General features: G+C 74.7%; 9 protein-coding genes. 4 read left to right on the top strand and 5 right to left on the bottom strand.

All coding sequences use genetic code 11. The features are described 5' to 3' along the window. Positions 1-39 precede the first annotated feature (39 nt). Genes ACNAVT_RS12800 through ACNAVT_RS12810 form a run of 3 tightly spaced genes read left to right on the top strand, consistent with a single transcriptional unit; the run spans position 40 to position 17,080 of the window. Positions 40-5,139, top strand: a complete 5,100-nt coding sequence (locus ACNAVT_RS12800; protein WP_416295870.1) for an amino acid adenylation domain-containing protein — start codon at positions 40-42, stop codon at positions 5,137-5,139. 59 nt (positions 5,140-5,198) lie between these two features. Further along, positions 5,199-16,877 (top strand): amino acid adenylation domain-containing protein, encoded by an 11,679-nt coding sequence (locus ACNAVT_RS12805; RefSeq protein WP_416295872.1) that lies wholly within the window; start codon positions 5,199-5,201, stop codon positions 16,875-16,877. Beyond that, on the top strand, positions 16,874-17,080 hold the full coding sequence (locus ACNAVT_RS12810) for an MbtH family protein (protein WP_416295874.1): 207 nt from the start codon (positions 16,874-16,876) through the stop codon (positions 17,078-17,080). The genes ACNAVT_RS12805 and ACNAVT_RS12810 overlap by 4 nt, the downstream gene beginning before the upstream one ends. Before the next feature lie 132 nt (positions 17,081-17,212). On the opposite strand, the gene ACNAVT_RS12815 is transcribed toward ACNAVT_RS12810, so the two are convergent. The 5 genes from ACNAVT_RS12815 to ACNAVT_RS12835 form a co-directional block, all read right to left on the bottom strand. Next, complete coding sequence (locus ACNAVT_RS12815; RefSeq protein ID WP_416295876.1) at positions 17,213-19,498, bottom strand: YncE family protein; 2,286 nt, start codon at positions 19,496-19,498, stop codon at positions 17,213-17,215. A gap of 208 nt (positions 19,499-19,706) precedes the next feature. After that, the gene (locus ACNAVT_RS12820) at positions 19,707-20,234 is read right to left on the bottom strand and encodes an RNA polymerase sigma factor (protein WP_416295878.1); all 528 of its coding nucleotides are present in this window, start codon (positions 20,232-20,234) and stop codon (positions 19,707-19,709) included. Between the two features lie 3 nt (positions 20,235-20,237). Beyond that, positions 20,238-20,891: a hypothetical protein gene (locus ACNAVT_RS12825; RefSeq protein WP_416295880.1), complete on the bottom strand. Its 654-nt coding sequence runs from the start codon at positions 20,889-20,891 to the stop codon at positions 20,238-20,240. Between the two features lie 213 nt (positions 20,892-21,104). After that, positions 21,105-21,542, bottom strand: coding sequence for a VOC family protein (locus ACNAVT_RS12830; RefSeq protein ID WP_416295882.1), 438 nt, complete (start codon positions 21,540-21,542; stop codon positions 21,105-21,107). A gap of 1 nt (position 21,543) precedes the next feature. Continuing rightward, positions 21,544-22,128 carry a DinB family protein gene (locus tag ACNAVT_RS12835; RefSeq protein ID WP_416295884.1) on the bottom strand — a complete coding sequence of 195 codons (585 nt, stop codon included), beginning with the start codon at positions 22,126-22,128 and terminating at the stop codon, positions 21,544-21,546. A gap of 61 nt (positions 22,129-22,189) precedes the next feature. On the opposite strand from ACNAVT_RS12835, the gene ACNAVT_RS12840 reads away from it, so the two are divergent. Next, complete coding sequence (locus ACNAVT_RS12840; protein ID WP_416295886.1) at positions 22,190-23,149, top strand: helix-turn-helix transcriptional regulator; 960 nt, start codon at positions 22,190-22,192, stop codon at positions 23,147-23,149. The last annotated feature ends 118 nt before the right edge of the window (positions 23,150-23,267 follow it).

A 23,267-nucleotide genomic window follows, 5' to 3' on the forward strand; every position in this document is an offset into this window, starting at 1 on the left:
GGAACGAGGCCGCGTGGAGGGGCCAGGGGAGGGAAGAACGTGACAGTTCGGGCTGCGGCGAGCACGGAGGGGTGGCGCGACAGGCCGGTCACCGCGCTGGTGGCGGCACAGGCCCGGACCCGGCCCGACGCCGTCGCCGTCACCGAGCCCGGGCGGTCTCTCACCTATGGCGGGCTGGACCTGGCCGCGGCGGCCCTCGCCGGACGGCTGCGCCGCCTCGGCGTCACCCGGGGCACGATCGTGGCGCTGCGACTGGATTGGGGCGTCGACCTGGTGGTGGCCGCGCTGGCGGTCGTCCGGGCCGGTGCCGCATACCTGCCGATCGACCCCGGATACCCGCCGGCCCGGCAGCGGCACCTGCTCGCCGACTCCGGCGCCCCGGTGCTGGTGACCCGGGGCCCCGCACCCGACGGCACGACCGCCACCGTGGTCGACCTGGCGAACCTCTCCGGACCCGCGGCGAGCGGCAGCGCGCAGTCCGACGAGACAGGCGCCGCGTCGCACCAGGCGGCGGACACCGGGCCGGCGTTCGCCGATGCGGCGATCGGGCCCGACGACCTGGCATACCTCATCTACACCTCCGGATCCACCGGGCGGCCCAAGGGCGTGGCGGCCACCCATGGCAGCCTGGCCAACCTGGTCGCCTGGCAGCACCGCGTCTCCGGCCTCGGCCCGGACGACCGGGCGAGCCTGGTCGCCGGTGTCGGCTTCGACGCCTCCGTGCTGGAACTGTGGCCGGCGCTCGCCGCCGGCGCGACGGTGGTCGTCCCGGCCCCGGAGGCGCGCCGCTCACCGCAGCGGTTGCGCGACGCCCTGGTGGCGGAGCGGGTGACCGTGTCGTTCGCGCCGACGGCGTACGTCGAGGCGCTGGTGGAGCTGCCGTGGCCGGCGGAGACGGCGCTGCGGCTGCTGCTGACCGGCGGTGACCGGCTGCACCGCCGTCCGCCGGCCGGCCTGCCGTTCACGCTGGTCGACAACTACGGCCCGGCCGAGACCACCGTGGTCGCCACGGCCGCTCAGGTGGCCCCCGGTGCCGGCGAGCCGGATATCGGGCACCCCATCGACGGCGCCACCGTGCGGCTGTGCGACGCCACCGGGCGGCCGGTCGCGCCGGGCGACGTCGGCGAGCTGTGCGTCGGCGGCGCCGGCGTGGCGCGCGGCTACCACGGGCGGCCGGACCTGACCGCCGATCGCTTCCGGCCCGACCCGGACGGCCCGCCCGGTGCCCGCCTCTATCGCACTGGCGACCTGGCGCGGTGGGGCGCCGCCGGCACGCTCGAGTTCCTGGGCCGGGCCGACGACCAGGTGCAGATCCGGGGCCACCGGGTCGAGCCGGGCGAGGTGGAGGCGGTGCTCGCCGAGCACCCCGACGTGCGTTCGGCGGCCGTCGTCGCCGGCACCGATGCCATCGGGACCACCACCCTGACCGGGTACGCGGTGGCCCGCGCCGGCCGGCGGCCACAGCCCGGCGAGCTGCGGGCGTACCTGCGGGAGCGGCTGCCGCCTGCCCTGGTCCCCGCCGCCGTGGTTCTGCTGCCGGCCCTGCCGACCACCGCGAACGGCAAGATCGACCGGGCCGCCCTGGTCGCCGCCGTCCCGGTCGCCCCCGCCACCGAACCGGCCGAGGGGCGGACGCCGACCGAGAGCGCAGTCCTGGACATCTGGCGGGAGGTGCTGGGCCGGCCCGACATCGGCCCCGACGACCGCTTCGACGACCAGGGTGGGCACTCCCTGTCGGCGGTCCGAGTGGCCGGCCGGATCGCCGCCACGTTCGGTGTCGACGTACCGCTGGAGGTCTTCCTCGGCCCGCTGACCCCGGCCGGGCTGGCCTCCCGCGTCGACGCCGCCGCCCCGCCGCCCGGCCCGACCGTCGAGCCCTCCGAGGTCGGCCGGTCGGGCGCCGCGCGGCCCGACGCCGACGGGAACGACGCGGCGTTGCCGGTGTCGCCCGGGCAGCGGCGGCTGTGGCTGCTGGACCGGATGGTCCCGGACCGCCCGCTCTACGCCGTCCCGCTGTCGATCGCCGTGACGGGACCGGTCGACCCGGACCTGCTCGCCGAGGCGCTGCGGCAGGTGGTGGCCCGGCACGAGCCGCTGCGCGCCCGGTTCGCCGAGGTGGACGGCGAGCCGGTGCAGTACGTCGACGGGTCCGCCGACGTGCCGCTGACCGTGGTCGACCCGGTCGACGAGTCGCACGCCGCCCGGCTGGTCCGCGAGGCCGCCCAGATGCCGTTCGACCTGGCCACCGGTCCGCTGCTGCGGGCCCTGCTGCTGCGCGGCCCGGCCGATGAGCACCAGCTGTTGCTGTGCGTGCACCACATCGCCGTCGACGGCTGGTCGGTCGGGGTGCTGCTGGCCGACCTCGCCGAGTACTGGACCGCGCTGCGCGACGCCCGCCCTGCCGCCCTGCCGGATCTGCCGCTGCGGCACCGCGACCTGGTCCGCGAGCAGCACGACCGGGTGGCGCGGCGGCTCGACGACCAGCTTGCGTACTGGCGGGAGCGGCTCGACCCGCCCCCTCCGCCTTTGGACCTGCCGACCGACCGGCCCCGGCCGGAGCGGTCCAGCCACCGGGGCGCGAAGCGTCGCCGCCCGTTGCCGCCGCCGCTGCTCGACGCGCTGCGCGGCCTCGGCCGGGAGACCGGGACGAGTCTGTTCATGGTCCTGGTGGCGGCGTTCCAGGTGCTGCTGCACCGGCACACCGGGCGGGAGGACGTGGTGGTCGGCGTGCCGGTCGCCGGACGGGACGACCCGCGCACCGAGCCACTGGTCGGCTTCCTCACCAACACCGTGGCACTGCGTACCGACCTGTCCGGCGAGCCGGCCTTTACCGACCTGCTCGCCCGGGTCCGCCGGGGCGTGCTGGACGCGGCGGCGCACGCCGACGTGCCGCTGGAACGGGTCGTGGAGGAGTTGCGCCGGAACCGGTCGGGCGCCCACGAGGCGCTGTTCGACGTGCTGTTCGTCATGCAGAACCTGCCCGAGGCGGCGGTCGACGCGCGCGGGTTGCGCCTGCGGCTGGTGGAGGAGGTCGACAACGGCTGCGCGAAGTTCGACCTGCTGCTGTTCGTGGACTTCCCGGCCGGCGGCGACCCGGTGCTCACCGTCGAGTACGCCACCGACCTGTTCGACGCCGGCACCGCCGACCGGTTGCTCGCCGGCTACCTGGAGCTGCTCGCGGCGGTCGTGGCGCAGCCGGCGCGCCCGATCGGCCGGCTGCCGCTGCTGAGCACCGCCGACCGGGCGCTGGTCCGGGCCGAACCGGCCCCGCCCGCCGGCGGCGAGTGCCTGCACACGCTGGTCGAACGGCAGGTCGTCGGTTCCCCGGACGCGATCGCCGTGGAGTTCGGCGGAGAGCGGCTCACCTACGCCGAGCTCGACCGGCGGGCCAACGGACTGGCCCACCGCCTGCGCGCCGCGGGCGTCGGCCCGGACGTGCCGGTCGCGCTCTGCCTGGACCGGTCGATCGAACTGGCCGTGGCGGTGCTGGGCGTACTCAAGGCCGGCGGGGCGTACGTGCCGCTGGACCCGTCGTACCCGGCGGCCCGGCTGACCCAGGTCCTGGACGAGGTGGCCGCACCGGTCCTGGTCGGCCCGTCCCGACTGCTGGACCGCCTGCCCGCCGCGACCGGCACCGCCGTACGGCTGGACAGTCCCACCGCCGAGGCCGACGCGCCGCCGGTGGTGCCGGTCCGACCGGACCACCTGGCGTACGTGTTGTTCACCTCCGGCTCCACCGGTCGGCCGAAGGGCGTGGCGATGCCGCACCGGGCGATCGCCAACCTCGTGCAGTGGCAGCGTGTCGCGGGAGGGCTGGGCGGAGCGGCCCGGACCCTCCAGTTCGCCGCGCTCGGCTTCGACGTGTCCTGCCAGGAGATCCTCACCACCTGGGCGACCGGCGGCACCCTCGTGCTGGTGCCCGACGAGGTACGCCGGGACCTGCCGGCCCTGCTGCGCGTGCTCGACGACGCTGCCGTGGAACGGCTCTTCGTGCCGTTCGTGGCGCTGCACCACCTCGCCGAGGCGGCCCGGGACACCGGCCTGGTCCCGCACGCGTTGCGCGACGTCGTCACGGCCGGCGAGCAGCTCCAGATCACCCCTCCGGTGGCGTGGCTGATGGCCGCGCTGCCGCAGGCCCGGCTGCACAACCACTACGGGCCCACCGAGACCCACGTCGCCACCGCGCACCTGCTCGACGGCGACCCCGCCGGCTGGCCCCGGCTGCCCTCGATCGGCCGGCCGGTCGCCGGGGCGTACACCCGGATCCTGGACCGGCGCGGAGAGCCGGCGCCGGTGGGTGTGCCCGGTGAGCTGCACCTCGGCGGGGTGTGCCTGGCCCGGGGCTACCACGGGCGGCCGGACCTCACCGCCGACCGGTTCCGGCCCGATCCCACCTCGCCGGGGCGGCGGCTGTACCGCACCGGCGACCTGGCCCGGTACCGGGCCGACGGCACGATCGAGTTCCTGGGCCGGGCCGACGACCAGGTGAAGATCCGGGGACACCGGGTCGAGCCGGGCGAGGTGGAGGCGGTGCTGGCCGGGCATCCGGCGCTCCGCGAGGCGGTCGTCGTGGCCCGCGCCGACACCGGCGCGGTCGGCGTCCGGCTCGTCGCCTACGTGGTGCCGCGCACCGGGGGCGACCCGGCGGACTGGCGGGCGTACCTCGCCGAGCGGCTGCCCGACTATCTGGTGCCGGCCGCGTTCGTCGTCGTGGACGCGCTGCCGCTCACCCCGTCCGGCAAGGTGGACCGTCGCGCGCTGCCCGCGCCCGACCCGGCGGCGCTGCCGTCCGGCACCTCCTACGTCGCGCCGGACAGCGCCCTGACCACGGTCATCGTCGAGGTGTGGAGCGACGTCCTCGGCATGCCGAAGGTCGGCCTCGACGACGACTTCTTCGCTCTCGGCGGCCACTCGCTGGTCGCCACCCGCGTGACCGCCCGGCTGCGCGAGGCCCTCGACGTGGAGGTGCCGCTCGCGCTGCTGTTCGACCACTCGACCGTCGGCGGGCTCGCCGCCGCGCTCACCGCCGCGTACGGCCCGGACCTGGAGGACTCGGCGCAGCTCTACCAGCTCGTCGCCACGTACTCCGACGACGAGGCCGCGGCACTGCTCGCCGAACTCGGACCCCGGGCCGGCTGAGGCCGGTCCGAACACCCAGAAGGTAAAGCCAGATGGTTGCTGACCAGGGACAACCGCGCGTGTTGTCCGCCCACAAGGCCGCCCTGCTCGACGCGTTGCGCCAACAGCGCGGCGCGGCCCGACGTCCCCGCCGGATCAGTCGTCGGGACCCCTCCGACCGGGCGCCGCTGTCCAGCGCGCAACTGCGCCTGTGGTACCTCGACCAGACCGTGCCGGACCGCGCCGCGTACCTGCTGCCGCTGGCGTACCGGCTGGTCGGGCCGCTGGACACCGCCGCGCTGCGTGACGCGTTGACCGAACTGGTGCGCCGGCACGAGACCCTGCGCACCACGTTCACCGACGACGGCGGCGAGCCGGCCCAGGTGGTTGCCGCCCCGGCGCCGGTGGACCTGCCGGTGGTCGACCGGACCGCCGTCGACCCGGGGGACCGGGCCGCCGACGTCGAGGCCCGGCTCGCCGCCGAGGCGGCCACGCCGATCGACCTGGCCGCCGGTCCGCTGCGTGCGCACCTGCTCGCGTACGCCCCGGCCGAGCACGTCCTGCTGCTCACCCTGCACCACGTCGTCGCCGACGAGTGGTCGCTGACCGTGCTGCACCGCGAGCTGGCCGAGGCGTACGCGGCCCACCGCGACGGCCGGCCGGTGGACCTGCCCGAGCTGCCCGTGCAGTACGCCGACTACGCGCTCTGGCAACGCGACTGGCTGGCCGGCCCGGAGTGCGCCACCCAGCTGGGCTACTGGCGGCAGGCGCTGCGCGACGCCCCGGCCGTGCTGGACCTGCCCACCGACCGGCCCCGCCCGGTGGTGCCGTCGTCCGCCGGACGCACGCTGACCCGGCGCGTGGCGGTCGCCCCGGAGGCGGTCCGCGCGCTGGCCCGGCGGTTGGAGACCACCCCGTACGTGGTCCTGCTGGCCGCGTTCCACACGCTGCTGTCCCGTTGGACCGGGCAGCGGGACGTGGTGGTCGGCGCGGCGGTGGCCAACCGGGGGCGCACCGAGCTGGAGGGGCTGATCGGCTTCCTCGTCAACACCGTGCCGATCCGCGCCGAGCTGCGCGGCGACGCGACGTTCGCCGCCGCCGTCGCGGGCGTCCGCGCCGCCACCCTGGACGCGCACACCCACCAGGACCTGCCGTTCGAGCGGATGGTCGAGGCGCTGCGCCCGCAGCGCCGCCCGGACCACAATCCGCTGTTCCAGGTGATGTTCCTGCACGCCGACTCGGCCGCCGACGTGCTGCGGCTGCCCGACCTGGCGGTGACCACGCTGCGGCCGGCCGCCGGCACCGCCAAGTTCGACCTCACCCTCGCGGTCCGCGACGACGCGGACGCGCTGGAGGTGCTGGTCGAGTACCGCACCGACCTGTTCGACGACGACACGATGGCCCGGCTGGCCGGCCACTACGAGACGCTGCTCGCCGGTGCCGTCGCCGCCCCGGACACCCCGCTGGCCGCGCTCCCGCTGCTCACCGGGGACGAGCTGCGGCAGCTCGACACCTGGAACGACACCACCGTCGCCGACGCGGCCGCCACGGTCCCGGAGGTGTTCGCCGCCCGCGTCCGCGCCACCCCCGACGCGGTGGCCGTGGTCGACCCGGTGCGGTCGCTGACCTACCGGGACCTCGACGGGCGTGCCGACACGCTCGCGGCCACCCTGCGCGCCGCCGGTGTGCGCCGGGGCGACCTCGTGGCGCTGTGCCTGCCGCGCGGCGCCGAGTTGGCCGTCGCGCTGCTCGCCGTGCTGAAGGCGGGCGCGGCGTACGTGCCGCTGGACCCGGACCACCCGCCGGCCCGGCTGCGGCTGATCGCCGCCGACGCCCGGGCGGCGGTCGTGATCACCACCGCCGCGCTGCGCGACCGGGTGCCGGCGGCCACCGTCGTCGAGGTCGACGGCGTGTGGGAGGCCCCGGTCGTCCCGCCGGCCCCGGTGCCGGTCGGGCCGGAGGACCTGGCCTACGTCATCCACACCTCGGGGTCGACCGGCCGCCCGAAGGGCGTCATGGTGACCCATCGGGGCGTGGTGAACTACGCCCGCTGGGCCGGCCGCGCCTACCGGATCGGGGTGGGTGACCGGGCGCCGGTGCACTCCTCGGTCGCGTTCGACCTCACCGTCACCAGCCTGCTCGTGCCCCTGCTGGCCGGCGGCACGGCCGAGCTGCTGCCCACCGCCGACGGGGTGGCCGGGCTCGGCGAGGCGCTGCGCCACGCCGACCGCCCGTACGGCCTGGTGAAGATCACCCCGGCGCACCTGGAGATCGTGGCCGGGCAGCTCACCCCGGCCGGGGCCGCCGGCCGGACCGACCTGTTCGTCATCGGCGGGGAGAACCTGCTCGCCGAGAAGATCGCCGTGTGGCGCGAGCACGCCCCCGGCACCCGGCTGGTCAACGAGTACGGCCCGACCGAGACGGTGGTCGGCTGCGCCACGTACGAGGTGGACGTCGACACCGCGGCCGCCGGCCCGGTGCCGATCGGCCGGCCGATCGACAACACCCGGCTTTACGTGCTGGACGCGCACCTGCGGCAGGTGCCGGTCGGCGCCACCGGTGAGCTGTACGTCGGCGGGGGCGGGGTGGCCCGGGGTTACCTGGGCCGTCCCGACCTGACCGCCGAGCGGTTCCTGCCCGACCCGTACGCCGCGCCGGGCGCCCGGATGTACCGCACCGGCGACCTGGCCCGCCGCCGCCTCGACGGGACGCTGGAGTTCCTCGGCCGCCGCGACGGGCAGGTGAAGCTGCACGGCTACCGGATCGAACTCGGCGAGGTGGAGGCCGCACTGACCGGCCGGACCGGCGTCGCCGCGGCGGCGGTCCTGCTGCGCGAGGACCGGCCCGGCGACCGGCGGCTGGTCGGCTACGTGGTGCCCGAGCCGGGCGGCACGGTGGAGCCGGCCACACTGCGCGCCGCCCTGCTCGCCGAACTGCCCGAACACCTGGTGCCCTCCGCGCTCGTGGTCCTGGACCGGCTGCCGCTGACCGGCAACGGCAAGGTCGACACGGCAGCGCTGCCGCCGCCGGCCACCACCGTGGCGGCCGAGGCGGCGCCGCCGGCGGGGCCGCTGGCGCAGCGCATCGCCGCCGTGTGGCGGGACGTGCTCGGCGTCGAGCGGGTCGGTCCGCACGACAACTTCTTCGACCTCGGCGGCCACTCGATGCTGCTGCTGCGGGTGCACCGAGCCCTGCGGGACGTCGTCGGCGACCGGGTCACCGTCACCGACCTGTTCCGGCACCCCACCGTGCACGCCCTGGCCGCGTATCTGGAACGCGCCGCCGACGCGCCGCCCGGCGCACCCGCGCCGGTCGCCACCGCCCCGGCCGCCACGCCGACCCGGAGCACCGCCGTCGCGATCGTCGCCATGGCATGCCGCTTCCCGGAGGCGGACAGCCCGGAGGCGTTCTGGGCGACGGTCCACGCGGGCCGGGACGTCGTGCGCCCGCTGACCGACGAGGAGATCCTCGCCGACGGGGAGGACCCGGCACTGCTGGCCGACCCGCAGTACGTCCGCGCCGCCGCGCCGCTGGCGGACATCGACCGGTTCGACGCCACGGTGTTCGGCTACACCGCCCGCGAGGCGGAGATCCTCGACCCGCAGCAGCGACTGTTCCTGGAGTGCGCCTGGGAGGCCCTGGAACGCGCCGGCTACGACGGCGGCCCCTACGGCGGGCCGGTCGGTGTGTTCGCCGGTTCCGGGCGCAGCACCTACCTGACCGAGAACCTGCTCACCGCCCCGGAGATCGTCCGGTCGGTCGGCGAGTACCAGCTCACCCTCAGCACCGACAAGGACTTCCTGGCCACCCGGGTGTCGTACAAGCTGAACCTGCGCGGCCCCAGCATCAGCGTCAACACCGCCTGCTCGACGTCGCTGGTCGCGGTGCACCTGGCCCGGCAGGCACTGCTGGCCGGCGAGTGCGACATCGCCCTGGCCGGCGGCGCCAGCGTCACCGCCGCCCAGCGGCGCGGCTACCTGTACCGGCCCGGGGACATCGCCTCCCCGGACGGGCACTGCCGGCCCTTCGACGCCGCCGCGGCCGGCACGATCGGGTCCAGCGGCGCCGGCGTGGTCGCCCTCAAGCGGCTCGACGACGCGATCGCCGACGGCGACACCATCCACGCGGTGCTGCTCGGCTCGGCGATCAACAACGACGGCGCCCGCAAGGTCGGCTACACCGCCCCCGGCGTCGACGGCCAGGCCGAGGTGATCGGAGCGGCGCTCGACGCGGCCGGCGTCTCCGCGCGGACCGTCGGCTATGTGGAGGCGCACGGCACCGGCACCGTCCTCGGCGACCCGGTCGAGGTCGCCGCGCTCACTCAGGCGTACCGCCGGCACACCTCGGACGTCGGCTTCTGCGCGATCGGCTCGGTGAAGGCCAGCATCGGCCACACCGACGCCGCCGCCGGCATCGCCGGCCTCATCAAGGCGGTGCTGGCGGTGGACCACGCCACGCTGCCCCCGATGCCGCACGTCACCGAGCCCAACCCGGGCATCCCGTTCGGCGACAGCCCGTTCTACCTGCCCACCGACGCGCGGCCGTGGCCGGCCGGCCCGCGCCGGGCCGGGGTCAGCTCGTTCGGCATCGGCGGCACCAACGCCCACGTCGTGCTGGAGCAGGCCCCACAACGCCCGCCGGCGGCGTCGGCCCCCGACGATCCGCACCTGCTGGTGCTCTCGGCCGCCGACGAGCCGGCCCTGGCCGCCGGCACCGACCGGCTCGCCGGGCACCTGCGCGACCACCCGGAGCAGGACCTCGCCGACATCGCCGCGACGCTGCACCTCGGCCGGCGGGCGCTGACCCACCGCCGGGTCCTCGTCGCCCGGGACACCGCCGACGCCGCCGACGCGCTCGCCGCCGGTGACCGGCGCCGGCTGCCCACCGGCACGGTCGCCGCTACCCCGCCCAGCCTCGCGTTCGTCTTCCCCGGCCAGGGCGCCCAGTACGTGGGCATGGGCGCCGGCCTGTACCGCGACGACCCCGGCTTCCGGGCTGTCGTCGACCGGTGCGCCGAGACGCTGCACCCGACCCTCGACCGGGACCTGCGGGAGCTGCTGTACCCCGCGCCGCACGACCGGGAGCGGGCGCACGAGGAGCTGCGGCGCACCGAGTACGCCCAGCCGGCCCTGTTCGTCACCGGGTACGCGCTGGCCGACGTCCTCGAGCGCCGGGGCGTGGTGGCGGACGCGCTGGCCGGGCACAGCATCGGCGAGTACGTGGCCGCCTGCCGGGCCGGAGTGTTCGACCTGGACGACGCGCTGCCGCTGGTCGCCGCACGCGGCCGGCTCATGCGGGAGCTGCCGCCCGGCGCGATGGTCGCCGTGTCGCTGACCGAGGCCGAGGTCCGTCCGCTGCTGGGCGACGTGTGCCTGGCCGCGGTCAACGCCCCGAACGTGTGTGTGCTGGCCGGCGCGCCGGAGGCGGTCGCCGACCTGACCGCGCGGCTGCGGGAGCGTCGGGTCGCCGTCACGCCGGTACCGACCTCGCACGCCTTCCACTCGGCGCTGACCGAGCCGGTGGTGCCGGCCTTCGTGGACCTTCTCCGCGCGGTGCCGCTGCGCGCGCCGCGCCGCCGCTACCTGTCCAACCTCACCGGCACCTGGATCACCCCGGAGGAGGCGACCGACCCGGCGTACTGGGGGCGGCACCTGCGGCGCACGGTCCGGTTCGCCGACTGCGCCCGACAGCTCGTCGAGGCCGGCGCCGTGGTGCTGGAGGCCGGGCCGGGACGTGCCCTGACGACCCTGCTGCGGCAGGCCGGCGCGCCGGCCGGGCACGTGGTGCCGCTGCTGCGCCGTCCCGCCGAGGACCGGGACGACCGTGAGGTGCTGCTGGAGGGGATCGGACGGGCCTGGCTACGTGGGGCCACCGTGGACTGGGCGGCGTTCCACGCCGACCGGCCGCACCGGCGGGTCCCGCTGCCCACGTACCCGTTCCAGCGCCGCCGTTACTGGGTGGACCGCCGCGACCGGCCGCGCCCCGCCGTCGGGCCCGCGGCGGCCGTCGTCGCCGACCCCGCGCTCGTCGTCGACCCCGCACCCGTCGCCGAGCCGGCGCCGTCGCTCGGCGCGGCGCACGAGCGTCCCGCGCTCTCCACCGGGTACGTCGCGCCGCGCGACGCCGTCGAGGCGAAGCTCGCCGCACTGTTCGAGGAGCTGTTCGGGGTCCGCCCGGTCGGCGTGCACGACGATTTCTTCGAACTCGGCGGGCACTCGCTGCTGGCCACGCAACTGTTGGCCCGCGTCCGCGCCGACGCGCCGGACGTGACGCTGGCCGCGGTCTTCGACAGTCCCACGGTCGCCGGGCTGGCCGTCCTCACCCGCGCGGCCACGCCCGCCGCCGCGGTGGAACCGACCGCTGCCGCCGCCGGGACCGCCCCCGCCACCGCTAAAGACACGTCCGTGCGGGACGGCGGCGAGCACCCGGTGTCGGCCGGGCAGCGTCGGCTGTGGTTCCTCGACCAGGCGCACCCGGACAACGCCGCGTACACGATCGCGATGGCCGTCGAACTGGACGGCCCGCTCGACCGGGACGCGCTGCACGGCGCGCTGGACGAGATCCTCCGCCGGCACGAGGTGCTGCGGACCGTCTTCCCGGCCCCGGACGGCGAGCCCGTGCAGCGGGTGCTGCCGCCGACGCCGGTGCCGCTGTCGGTCGTGGACGTCACCGGGGACGACCCGGACGGCCAGGTCCGGACGCTGCTGCGGGAGGAGGGCCGGCGCCGGTTCGACCTCGCCGCCGGCCCGCTGTTCCGGACCACCCTGTTCCGGCTCGCCGACGACCGGCACGTGCTCAGCCTGAACATGCACCACATCGTCTCCGACGGCTGGTCCCTCGGCGTGCTACGGCGGGAGCTGGGCACCCTCTACGACGACCTGCGCGCCGGCCGCGCTCCGTCGCTGCCACCGCTGCGGGCGCAGTACGCCGACCACACCCGGGTCGACGCCGACCCGGACGGGCTGGCGTACTGGCTGGACGAACTACGTGGTGCGCCTGCCGCCCTGGAGCTGCCCACCGACCGGCCCCGCCCGCCGGTGCAGAGCTTCGCCGGCGGGGTGGTCGCCCGGCTGCTCCCGGCCGAGCTCGCCGACCGGCTGCGGGAGCTCAGCCGCCGGCACGGGGCGACCCTCTACATGACCGTGCTCGCCGCGCTCCAGACCCTGCTCTACCGGTACACCGGGCAGCGGGACCTGTGCGTCGGCACGCCCGTCGCCGGACGCACCCGGACCGAGACGGAACCGCTGGTCGGGTTCTTCGTCAACACCGTCGTGCTGCGCACCCGCCTGGACGGCGACCTGGCCTTCGCCGACCTGCTGACCCGGGTACGGCGCACCGCGCTCGGCGCCCAGATGCACCAGGAGGTGCCGTTCGAGGCGCTGGTCGACGCGCTGGACGTGCCCCGCGACGTGAGCCGCAACCCGCTGTTCCAGGTGCTGGTCAACCTCATGAACCTGCCCGACGAGGACCTGACGATGACCGGGCTGCGGGTGCGCCGGCTGCCGCTGGACCTGCAGACCGCGCAGGTCGACCTGGCCCTGTACGCGTACGAGACGGACGCCGGGCTGGACTGCCGGTTCGAGTACGACAGCGCGCTGTTCGAGCCGGCCACCGTGGACCGGATGCTCGGGCACCTGCACACCGTCCTGGCGGCGGTGGCCGACGACCCGACCATCCGGCTCGACGACGTCGCCGTGCTCACCCCGGCCGAGCGGCATCGGCAGCTCGACACCTGGAACGACACCGTCGACGACAGGGTGCCCGCCGGCACGGTCGCCGACCTGGTCGCCGCGCAGGCCGCCCGCACGCCGGACCGGGTGGCGGTCACCGGCGCCGGCCGGTCGCTGACCTACCGCGACCTGGACGTCGGCGCCGACCGGCTCGCCGGTCACCTGCGCTCCCTCGGCGTCGGACCGGAGGTGCTGGTGGCGGTCGCGCTGGACCGCTCACCGGAGATGCTGGTGGCCCTGCTGGCCGTGCTGAAGGCCGGCGGAGCGTACCTGCCGCTGGATCCGATGTACCCGGCCGAGCGGCAGCGCTACATCCTCGACCACGCCGGGGCCCGGGTGCTGGTGACGCAGCGCAGCCTCGCCGGCCGCTACGACGACGTCGCCGCGCGGCGGGTCGTCGTGGACGGCGACCGGGCCGGGTGGGGCGACGTTTCCGGGCCCGCCGCCGGCCCCGACAACGCCGCGTACGTCCTCTACACCTCCGGCTCCACCGGTCGGCCCAAGGGCGTCCGCGTGGCACACCGGTCGATGGTCAACCTGCTGCACGCCGTCACCCGCCGGGTCGGGATCGCCGCCGACGACCGGCTGGTCGCCATCACCACCATCGCCTTCGACATCTCGGTGCTGGAGCTGTTCGGCCCGCTGACCGCCGGCGCCCGGGTGGTGGTCGCCGGCCGCGACGACGCGTACGACGGCCGGCGGCTGGCCGCGCTGCTGGACGCCGAAGGGGCCACCGTGCTCCAGGCCACCCCGGCGACCTGGCGGCTGCTGCTCGGCGCCGGCTGGACCGGCTCGCCGCAACTCACCGCGCTGACCGGCGGGGAGGCGCTGCCGCCGGCCCTGGCCCGGGAGCTGACCGCGCGGGTCGGTCGACTGTGGAACCTCTACGGCCCGACCGAGACGACCATCTACTCCACCGGCACCGAGATCACCGCCGACACCGCCCCGATCACCATCGGCCACCCGCTGGCCAACACGCGGGCGTACGTGCTGGACACCCGGCGGCAGCCGGTGCCGGTCGGTGTGGCGGGCGAGCTGTACCTCGGCGGCGCCGGACTGGCCCGGGACTACCTCGGCCAGCCGGACGTCACCGCCGACCGGTTCGTGCCCGATCCGTTCGGGCCACCCGGCGGGCGGCTGTACCGCACCGGAGACCTCGCCCGACACCGCCCGGACGGGAGCATCGAGTTCCTGGGCCGCAACGACTTCCAGGTCAAGGTGCGCGGTTACCGCATCGAGCTGGGCGAGATCGAGTCCCTGTTGCAGGCCCACCCGGCGGTCCGGCAGGCGGCCGTCGTGGTCCGCGACGACGACGGTGAACCGCAGCTCGTCGCGTACCTCGTGGTGGCCGGCGACGACCCGGGGGACTGGCGGGCACACCTGCGTACGCACCTGCCGGAGTACATGGTGCCGTCGGCGTTCGTGGTGCTGCCGGAGTTCCCACTGACCCCCAACGGCAAGCTGGACCGGCGGGCGCTGCCCGCACCCGGCCCGGTCACCGTCGGCGATGGCGCCGAGGCCGCGCCGCCGCGTACCGAGCTGGAAGCGACGATCGCCGCCCGCTGGGCGGAGGTGCTGCGCGTCGACGCCATCGGCATCGACGACAACTTCTTCGACCTCGGCGGCGACTCGTTCAAGGCGGTCCGCGCGGTCAGCGGCCTCGGCGGCTCGGTCGGCGTGCTGGACATCTTCAAGCACCCGACCGTGCGGGCGCTCGCCGCGCACATGGGCGACACCGACACCGGGGAGCGGACCCTGCTGCACCGGCTCACCCCGCCCCGCCCGGTCGGTACGACCACCGGCACGCTGGTCTGCGTGCCGTTCGCCGGCGCCGGAGCGATCACCTTCCGGTCGCTCGCCGAGGCCGCCCCGGCCGACCTCGACGTGTACGCCCTCGACCCGCCCGGCCACGACGTGAACCGGCCCGACGAGCCGGCGCCGTCCCTGCCGGAGCTGGTCGCCGGCTGCGTCGAGGAGATCACCGCGACGATCACCGGACCGGTCACCATCTACGGGCACTGCATGGGCGGCGCCACCGCCGTCGACCTGGCCCGGCGACTGGAGGAACGCGGCGTCGACCTGGTCCGGGTCGTCATCGGCGGCCACTTCCCGGCCCCGCCGCTGCCCGGCCGCTTCCTCGCCTGGCTGCGGCGGACCTTCCCCACCGAGCGGTGGACCTCCAAGCGGCAGGCGCTGGAGTTCCTGCGCGCGGTCGGCTTCTTCACCGAGGAGCTGACCGAACGGGAGAAGGACTTCATCATGGGCGTCTTCCTGCACGACGCCCGGGAGGGGGAGGACTTCTACGCCCGCGCGTACGCCGACCCGGAGCACCGGAAGATCGCCGCACCGATCCTGTGTGTCGTCGGCGAGAGCGACCGGGTGACCGAGCTGTACGAGGAGCGCTACCACGAGTGGGGGTACTTCTCCGACACCGTGGACCTCGCGGTCATCCCGTACGCGGGCCACTACTTCCACAACCATCAGGCCGCCGAGCTGGTCGAGATCATCCGTACCGGCCCGGCCACGCCGGTCGAGACGGAGCCGGCACCGCGGTCCGAGCCGGCGCCGGCGCCACCGGTAGCCGCCGTCCCGGCGGTGGACGGGCCGGCGCGCGTACCCGACCGGGGTGGGCCACCGCCGACGCCACCGCGACCGGCGGCGCGGCCCGGACCGGCACCGAGCCTGCGGCTGTTCCTGCTGGTCGCCCTCGGCCAGTTCGTCTCCCTGGTCGGCACCGGCCTGACCACGTTCGCGATGGGCCTGTGGGTCTACCAGCGCACCGGCTCGATCACCCTGTTCGCCACCACGGCGGTGCTGGCGCTGCTGCCCGCGGTGTTCCTCGCCCCGGTCGCCGGAGCGCTCGCCGACCGGTGGAACAAACGCCTGATGATCGCCGCCGCGGACACCCTCGCCGCCACCGGCACGGTCACCCTCGCGGCGCTGCTGTGGACCGACCGGCTCCAGCTCTGGCACCTGTTCACCGTGGTCACCCTCAGCGCGATCGCCACCGCGTTCCAGCAACCGGCGTACCTCGCGGCGATCACCCAGCTCGTGCCCAAGCGGTACTACGGCCGGGCCAACGGCCTTGCCCAGCTCGGCAGCGGCTCCGGGACCATCCTCGGCCCGCTGCTCGGCGGGGCGCTCGCCGCCGCGATCGGGCTGCGCGGCGTGGTGCTGATCGACCTGGCGACGTTCCTGTTCGCCGTCACCGTCACCCTCAGCGTCCGGTTCCCGAACAGCGGGTTCAAGAAGCGGGAGGAGCCGTTCCTCCAGGAGATCCTGGGCGGCTGGCGCTACATCAGCCGGCGGCACGGCCTGGTGGCGATCATTGCCTTCACCGCCGCGCTGAACTTCCTCTTCGGCATGATCGAGGTGCTGGCCACCCCGCTGACGCTGTCCATGGCCGCCCCGACCGTGCTCGGCATGGTCCTGGCCGCCAGCGGCGCCGGCCTGGTCGTCGGCGCCGTCGGGATGAGCGTCTGGGGCGGTACGCGACGACGGGTCACCGGCATCCTCGCGTCCTTCGCCCTGATCGGCGCGTCCATGGTGGTCATCGGGCTGCACCCGCACCCGCTGTTCCCGGCGCTCGGCCTGTTCGGCATGGGCCTGGCCACCGCCGTGCTCAACACCCACTGGCTCGCGCTCGTGCAGACCAAGGTCGGCCTGGAACTGCAGGGCCGGGTCATCGCCACCACGCTGATGCTGAGCTGGCTGATGGTGCCCGCCGGGTTCCTCTCCGCCGGGCCGCTGGCCGGACGGATGCAGGCGGCCACCGCCCCCGGCGGCCCGCTGGCCGGGGCGGCCGGCCTCCTCGGCGCCGGACCCGGCCGCGGCATCGCGCTGCTGGTCGTCCTCGCCGGACTCTTGACGATCCTGCTCGGACTCGTCGCATACAGGTACCGCCCGGTCCGGACGCTCGAGGACGTCCTGCCCGACGCCATCCCGGACCGGCTGATCGTCACCGACAAGAACCGTCTTCAGGAGCTGGCCGACGCCCGGCTGGCCGCCGAACCCGAAGGAGCCCGATGAGCACCGACGACGACATCCGCTACACCGTCGTGGTCAACGACGAGGAGCAGTACTCGATCTGGCCCGCCGACCAGCCGGTCCCGGCCGGCTGGCGGGAGGCCGGCCGGACCGGCCACAAGGACGAGTGCCTCGCGTACGTGGGGGAGGTGTGGACCGACATGCGTCCGCTGAGCCTGCGCCGGCAGTTGGACGCCGCGAGCTGACCGCCGCCCGGAGGCGGCCCGCAGGTACGCGGGAACCGCGAGGACCCGGCGGGTAGGAATGCCGGGTCCGGCGGACCCGGAACGCGACGCCGCCCGCCCGGTGACCCGGGCGGGCGACGATCACAACCGGGGTCAGCAGGTGCAGTCGGGCGGAACGATGTAGAAGGCGAGGCTGGCGCTGCTGCCCTGGTACGTGGCGTTGCCGGCCCAGGCGATCTCGTACGTGAACTGCGGGTAGGTGCTGGCGTCCATGGTGGGCAGGGAGTCGCGGAGCGAGAAGGTGCCGTCCGCGGCGGTGGTCACGTTCGGAAGCGTGACAGAGGAGCCGTCCGGCCCCACCCGGTTGACGGTCAGCGTCTGACTCGCGCCGATCGACCCGGTGCGGGTGCCGGTGACCTTGCCGTCGATCACCGCCTGCTGACCGTTGAGCAGGGTTCGGTCCGGAGAGGTGACCTCGATGGACGACGGTTGCTTCTGCACGGTGGCCTTGATGGTGCCGGACGACCCGCGGTGGGTGGGGTTGCCGTCCCAGGACACGGTGTAGGTGACCTGCCCCGTCACGGCGACGGTGTCGTCGAAACCGAAGGCGCACGAGGCGTCGGTCGTGACGTCCGGCAGCTTCTTCTCCTTACCGCCGTTGACGATCCGGCTCACGTGGACCGTGGCCGGGCCCTGGCAGGCGCCGACGTCCTGGGAGATGGCACCGGTCACCCGGAACTTCTCGCCGGCGTACGCCGGGTCCGCGACCTGGCCGCCGATCTGGGAGTCCTTGGAGGAGACCGTGATCTCCCGGGTCGCCGAGGCCGGCGCGTACACCTGAGAGCCGGCGTCCCAGCTGACCGTGTAGACGTACCGGCCGCCCTGGGTCGGCGTGTCGACAATCGTGAAGGCGCCGAGGCTGTCGGTGGTGACCGCGGGCAGGTCCTCGGTGACACCGTTCAGGCGGTTGTTCCAGATGGTCTTGGTCACCCCGATGTGCTGGGGTGCGGTGGGCACCTTGCCGTCGAAGGTCAGCTTGCCGGAGAGCTGGAGTCGCCTGCCGTCGTCGCCGGTCCCCGGCCCGGTGAGGGCGAGGGTCGGGGTGCGCCCGGCTACAGGGACCGTCAGCGAGGCCTGGCTGCCCTGGTAGTTCGGGGTGCGGGCCCAGGAAACCTCGTAGCGGATCTCTCCACTGACCGGTGGAGTGTCGGTGACAGTGAAGGTGCCGTCCGCCGCGGTGGTGGCGGAGAGCTCGGTACGGGTGTCGTCGGGCAGGATCCGGGTGACGCCGAGCGGCTGCACGCCCGGAGCCGCGCCGTCGGCCAGGGTGAGCCGGCCGGTGACGGTCATCGGGTCGAGGGCGGTGGCGGCGGCCGGCGCGGCCAGCGAGAGGGCCGACTTGGGCAGGGTCACGTCGATCGACCGCCAGAGGTGGTAGCGCTCGCCCTGCCGGTCGTGGACCAGGCCGAAGACGTCGGTGCCGAGGAACGCGAGGCTGCCCGCCACCAGCTCACCCTCCGGTTTGTCGGCCCGGTTGACCGGCGCGCCGTCGGCGAGGGTGTGGACGGTCAGGTCGGGGCTGGTGGAGCGCCCCCCGGCCAAGTAGCGGCCGTCGGGGCTGATCGTGACCGCGTTCGGCCTGCCGGGGCCGGTGCCGTAGCGGCGTACCTCGGCCAGGGTGGTGGTGTCGTAGCCGATGTGGGTGGACGCGCTGCCGTAAGCCCCGATCACCTCGCTGCCGTCCGGGGTGACGACCAACTCGTGCAGGTTGGCCACAGTGCTGTTCATGATCGTGCCGCGCCGCGTCGCCTGCGCGCCGTCCACGGAGTAGACGTCGACCAATGCGGGGCTGAGGCCGGGAGAGCCGGTGGCCAGCACGTTGCCGGCGACCGCGACCCGCGGCGCCTGGTACTGGTAGCTGGTGATGCCGACAATCGTGGGTTCAGCCGCCGTGACGTCGAGTGTCAGCACGCCGCCCGTCGACTCGGTCCCGCAGCCGTAGCCGACCCAGATGCGGCTCCCGGACAGCGCCAGGTTCGTCGGGCACCGGTGCCCCTCCAGGCCGATCCTGCGGACGACCTGCAGGCTGCCGGTGTCGATTTCGGCGAGCTCACCGCTGTCGCTCAGGGCGACGTAGAGGCGGTCGCGGTCGGTGTCGATGGCGAGGCCGACCGCGCCGGCCATCCCGTCCAGCGTGTCGGTCACCGCGCCGGTGGCGTCGGCGACGACGACCCGGTCCGCCGCCGCGACGAAGACCCGGCCGTCGCCGGCGACCAGGTCGCGGGCGCTGGTGACGCCCTCCAGCAGAGTGCTGGTGTCGGCGGCGGCGGCCGGTGCCGCGATGCCGACCGCGGCGGCGGCCAGGGCGGCGGCGGTAGCGCCGGCGATCCGGCGCGGCAATGCGCCCCGGGTGTGAGCCGATGGTGATCTGCGAATCATGGGTACTCCCCGTCTGGCGCGACCCCTCGTCGCGCCGGGAGGGAGCATTGCCGCCCCCTCCGACGAAATTCCACTTTGCTCCGCCGATCGGTCGCGCATCCCCACATGCCGACAAAGAGGACATTGGCATGTGACGATCCGAGGCGGCCTGGCGCTAGGTTGGACGGTGCAGTAGCACTCCTGCCGCCGCCGGCGCGCAGATTCGCAACTACTCTCGCGCGGCGGATCGCAGTAGCGCCGGCTCTTCGGCATCGAGGATGGCCCGCAGGCGTATTCGTGCCCGTTCGAGGCGCTTACGGGTTGCGGCGGCAGAGAGGCCCAGAATGATCGCGGCCTGGGACGGGCTCACGTCTTCCCAGGCGATGAGGGTGAGCAGTTCCCGGTCATCGTCGCTCAGCCGGTCCAGGGCCGAGCGCACCAGCGAGCTGGTGTCGTCGAGGACCGTGTCCGGCTGCGTCTGCAGGTGTTGGCGCAGGCGATCGGCGAGTTGGCTGCGACGCAGGGCGCTGCGACGGTGGTTCGCCAGGATGCCGCGGGCGGTGCCGAGCAGCCAGGCGCGTGCCTGGTGCGGTTCGTCAGGCACATCGGCGAGGCGCCGCCAGACGACGACGAACACCTCGGCCATGAGGTCCGCAGCGTCCGGCACCGGATCGGTGCGCCGCGTGAGGTAGCCGAGCACGGCGCGACCGTGGTCGTTCATCAGTTCGGTGAAGCGGGTTTCGGCTGCGGGGGACATCGGTCACCGAATTCCCTCGAGGGGCAGCCCGGCGCAGTTGGCGTTGAGTTCCGTGTCGACGGGGGAACGGTCGCCGGCGGCGGCGGCAGCCACGACCTGCTGCAGGTTCTCCACCACGCCACCGCCGTCGGTTGCCCCCAGCGCCGGAGCGGTGATCGCCCGTCGCAAGGCGGTGACGGCTTCCGCCTCGCCCGCCTCGTCACCTGCGGCGTGCCGGCGGTCCCAGGCTGTCAGCCAGGCGCAAACCCCGTAGTAGCTGACAATGCCGTTCACGGTCAGGTCAGAGACCGTGACCGGCTGCTCCAGGCCCTGCTCGCGCACCTGTGCCACGTACGCCGCGCGGTCGGTTCCGGGCGGTAGTGGGAGTTCGGCCGTGTACTGCGTCAGCGCCTGCTCGAAATCCGGGGAGGCGGAGTCGTGCCAGACGACGAAGCCGGCGGCCGCCGTCAGCATCACGGCACCGGCGGCCAGGGGCGCCACCAGCAGCCGTCGCCACCGCGAAGAGTCACCGGCAAAGCCGGATCGTGACCTTGCCGGCTGCTCCTGGATGACGTCACCGGCCATGTGGTGTAAGAGGCTCCCGATCTCCTCATCAGTAGCGATCGTTGCAGCGGGTGCCGCGCTCGCGACCAGTTGGTCGATTCTGTCGTCGTCCACGGCCCTCATCGTGATCTCCTTTCTCCTGCCCACAGAAAAGAGATGTCCGGCACGACCGATCGTGTGACAGCGCCGTAGGGGAGTGAGCGGTGGCGAGCAGCGATCCGCCTCGGCGTGATCTCCGTTGCCAACCGCCTGAGAATCCGAGCGCAGCCCGCCACCTCACGACGAGGCCGGGACGCGCTGATGTCGCCGGCCCCGCCGCGCCGCTGATCAGTCGAGGCAGAACTCGTTGCCCTCCGGGTCGGCCATCACGATGTGACCGGCGCCGAGCGGGGGAGCGGGCTCGTAGCGCCTGAGCCGGGTGGCGCCGTGGGAGACGAGCCGCTCGGCCTCCGCCTCGAGGGCCGCCATCCGCGCGTCGCCCTTGAGCCCGGGGGCGGCCCGCACATCGAGGTGCACGCGGTTCTTGGCCTGCTTGCGCTCCGGCACCCGCTGAAAGAACAGCCGCGGCCCGGAGCCCTCCGGGTCGACAACCGCCGAGGCGTCGTTGCGGCCCTCGGGCGGCACGCCCAGCGCGTCCAGGGCCTGCTCCCACGACTCGAAGCCCGCAGGTGGGTCCTGCAGTCGGTAGCCGAGGGCCTCGGCCCAGAACGCGGCCAACCCGGCGGGGTCGGCGCAGTCGAACGTGATCTGGACGTCGCGGGCCATCTCAGCTCGCCTCCCGTCGGGTCTGCTGGTGAACATTCAGGTAAAGGTCGCGGAGCAGGCACACCTCGGCCAGATGGTGGATCAGCTCGCGGTTGATGTGCAGCACAAGCGCTGCCAGAGGAAGCTCGGCGTACGGTCCCTCCGCCTCCCCGCACGGCCGGGCGAGGCCGGCTTCGCCGAGGGACTCGACCCCGGCCAGCCACGTGGCGTACTCCGCGTCGAGCTGGGCCAGGGCCGTGGCCGCGGTCGCGGCGTACGCGAACGACCGGTAGTCGGTGGGCGCGCGACCGAAGTGCGCGGCGTTGCGCACCGCGAGCACCCCGACGATCACGTGCCCGAGTCGCCAGCCGATCGTCGTGAAGGGTGGCGGGACGGGCTCCGGCATCGCGAAGTCGATGGTCATCGCACCGGACCCGGCCTGCACCGGTGCGGTGCCGGTGCCGCGCGGGCGCACGCTCCAGCAGCCGGGTGCAGGCTCCCAGAAGTACTCGTCATCGGTGAGTCCGTCGAGGCGATCGCGCAGCTGGTTGGTCCAGGGCCAGGCTAGCTGCTCTCGGAGCAGGGGGTTCCAGGTCTGGTCGGTCATGGTTCCAGCCTCGCTCATATAGCGGACAGGATCGTTCCGCGATCTGTGAAACGATGACCGCGTGACCGTCGAAACGACGACCGAGCGAGTGCTGCGGTTACTGGCGCTGCTGCAGCGGCGGCCGTCCTGGACCGCGGCCGAGCTGGCCGCCGAGCTGGGAGTCACCGACCGCTCGGTGCGCCGCGATGTGGAGCGGCTGCGCGCGCTCGGCTACCCCGTGCACGCGACGGCGGGCGTCGGCGGCGGCTACCAGCTCGGCGCGGGCACCCGGCTGCCGCCGCTGCTCCTCGACGACGAGGAGGCGATCGCGACGGCGGTGTCCCTGCGGCTGGCGTCGGGCGGCACGGTCGCCGGGGCGGCCGAGGCGGCACTGCGGGCGCTCGCGAAGCTCGACCAGGTGATGCCGCCCCGGCTGCGCGCCGAGGTGCGGGCGGTGCACGGCGCCACCGAGACCCTGGTCGGCCCCGGGGTCGAGATCGACGCGGAGCTGCTGGTGACGCTCGCGCGGGCCTGCCGCGACGCCGTGCGGGTGCGGTTCCGGTACGCCGGCCGAGACGGCGGGGAGCGCGAGCGCACGGTCGAGCCGGTGCGGATGGTCACCACCGGCCGCCGCTGGTACCTGATGGCCTGGGACGTCGACCGCGAGGACTGGCGCACCTTCCGGTTGGACCGGATGCGCGAGGTGATGGCGACGACCTGGCGCTTCCGGGCGAGGGAGCACCCGGACCCGGTCGCCTACGTGCAGCGGTCCGTAACCGCGGCGCCGTACCGGTATCTCGCCCGGGTGCGGGTGCACGCCCGGCCCGACCAGGTGCGGGAGCTGGTGCCGTCCCAGGTGGGGCGCGTCGAGGAGGATCGCGATGGGTGGTGCGTGCTCCTCGTCGGCGGGGAAAATCTGGACTGGCTCGCCGCGCACGTGGCCCGGCTGGGCTTCGAGGCGGAGGTGCTGGAGCCTCCGGAGCTGCGGGAGGCCGCCGCCCTGCTCGCCCGTCGCCTCGCGGCGATGGCCGGGACCGGCTGACGGCCTGACGAGGAAGTGGGCGGGCGCCGACGGCGCCAGCCCGCTTTCCAGTGCTACCAGACCGCTCCACGACGCCCCCGTTGCCTGCGCCGTCGTGGATGGTGCGAGTGGCCTGCCT

It is taken from the genome of Micromonospora sp. SL4-19, from assembly GCF_047921475.1.
In the GTDB taxonomy this organism is placed as follows: Bacteria; Actinomycetota; Actinomycetes; order Mycobacteriales; family Micromonosporaceae; genus Micromonospora.

Bases quoted from the DNA above. Each gene is read 5' to 3' on its own strand.
- ACNAVT_RS12810 (WP_416295874.1), top strand. From the start codon at position 16,874: ATGAGCACCGACGACGACATCCGCTACACCGTCGTGGTCAACGACGAG.
- ACNAVT_RS12815 (WP_416295876.1), bottom strand. From the start codon at position 19,498: ATGATTCGCAGATCACCATCGGCTCACACCCGGGGCGCATTGCCGCGC.
- ACNAVT_RS12820 (WP_416295878.1), bottom strand. From the start codon at position 20,234: ATGTCCCCCGCAGCCGAAACCCGCTTCACCGAACTGATGAACGACCAC.
- ACNAVT_RS12830 (WP_416295882.1), bottom strand. From the start codon at position 21,542: ATGGCCCGCGACGTCCAGATCACGTTCGACTGCGCCGACCCCGCCGGG.
- ACNAVT_RS12835 (WP_416295884.1), bottom strand. From the start codon at position 22,128: ATGACCGACCAGACCTGGAACCCCCTGCTCCGAGAGCAGCTAGCCTGG.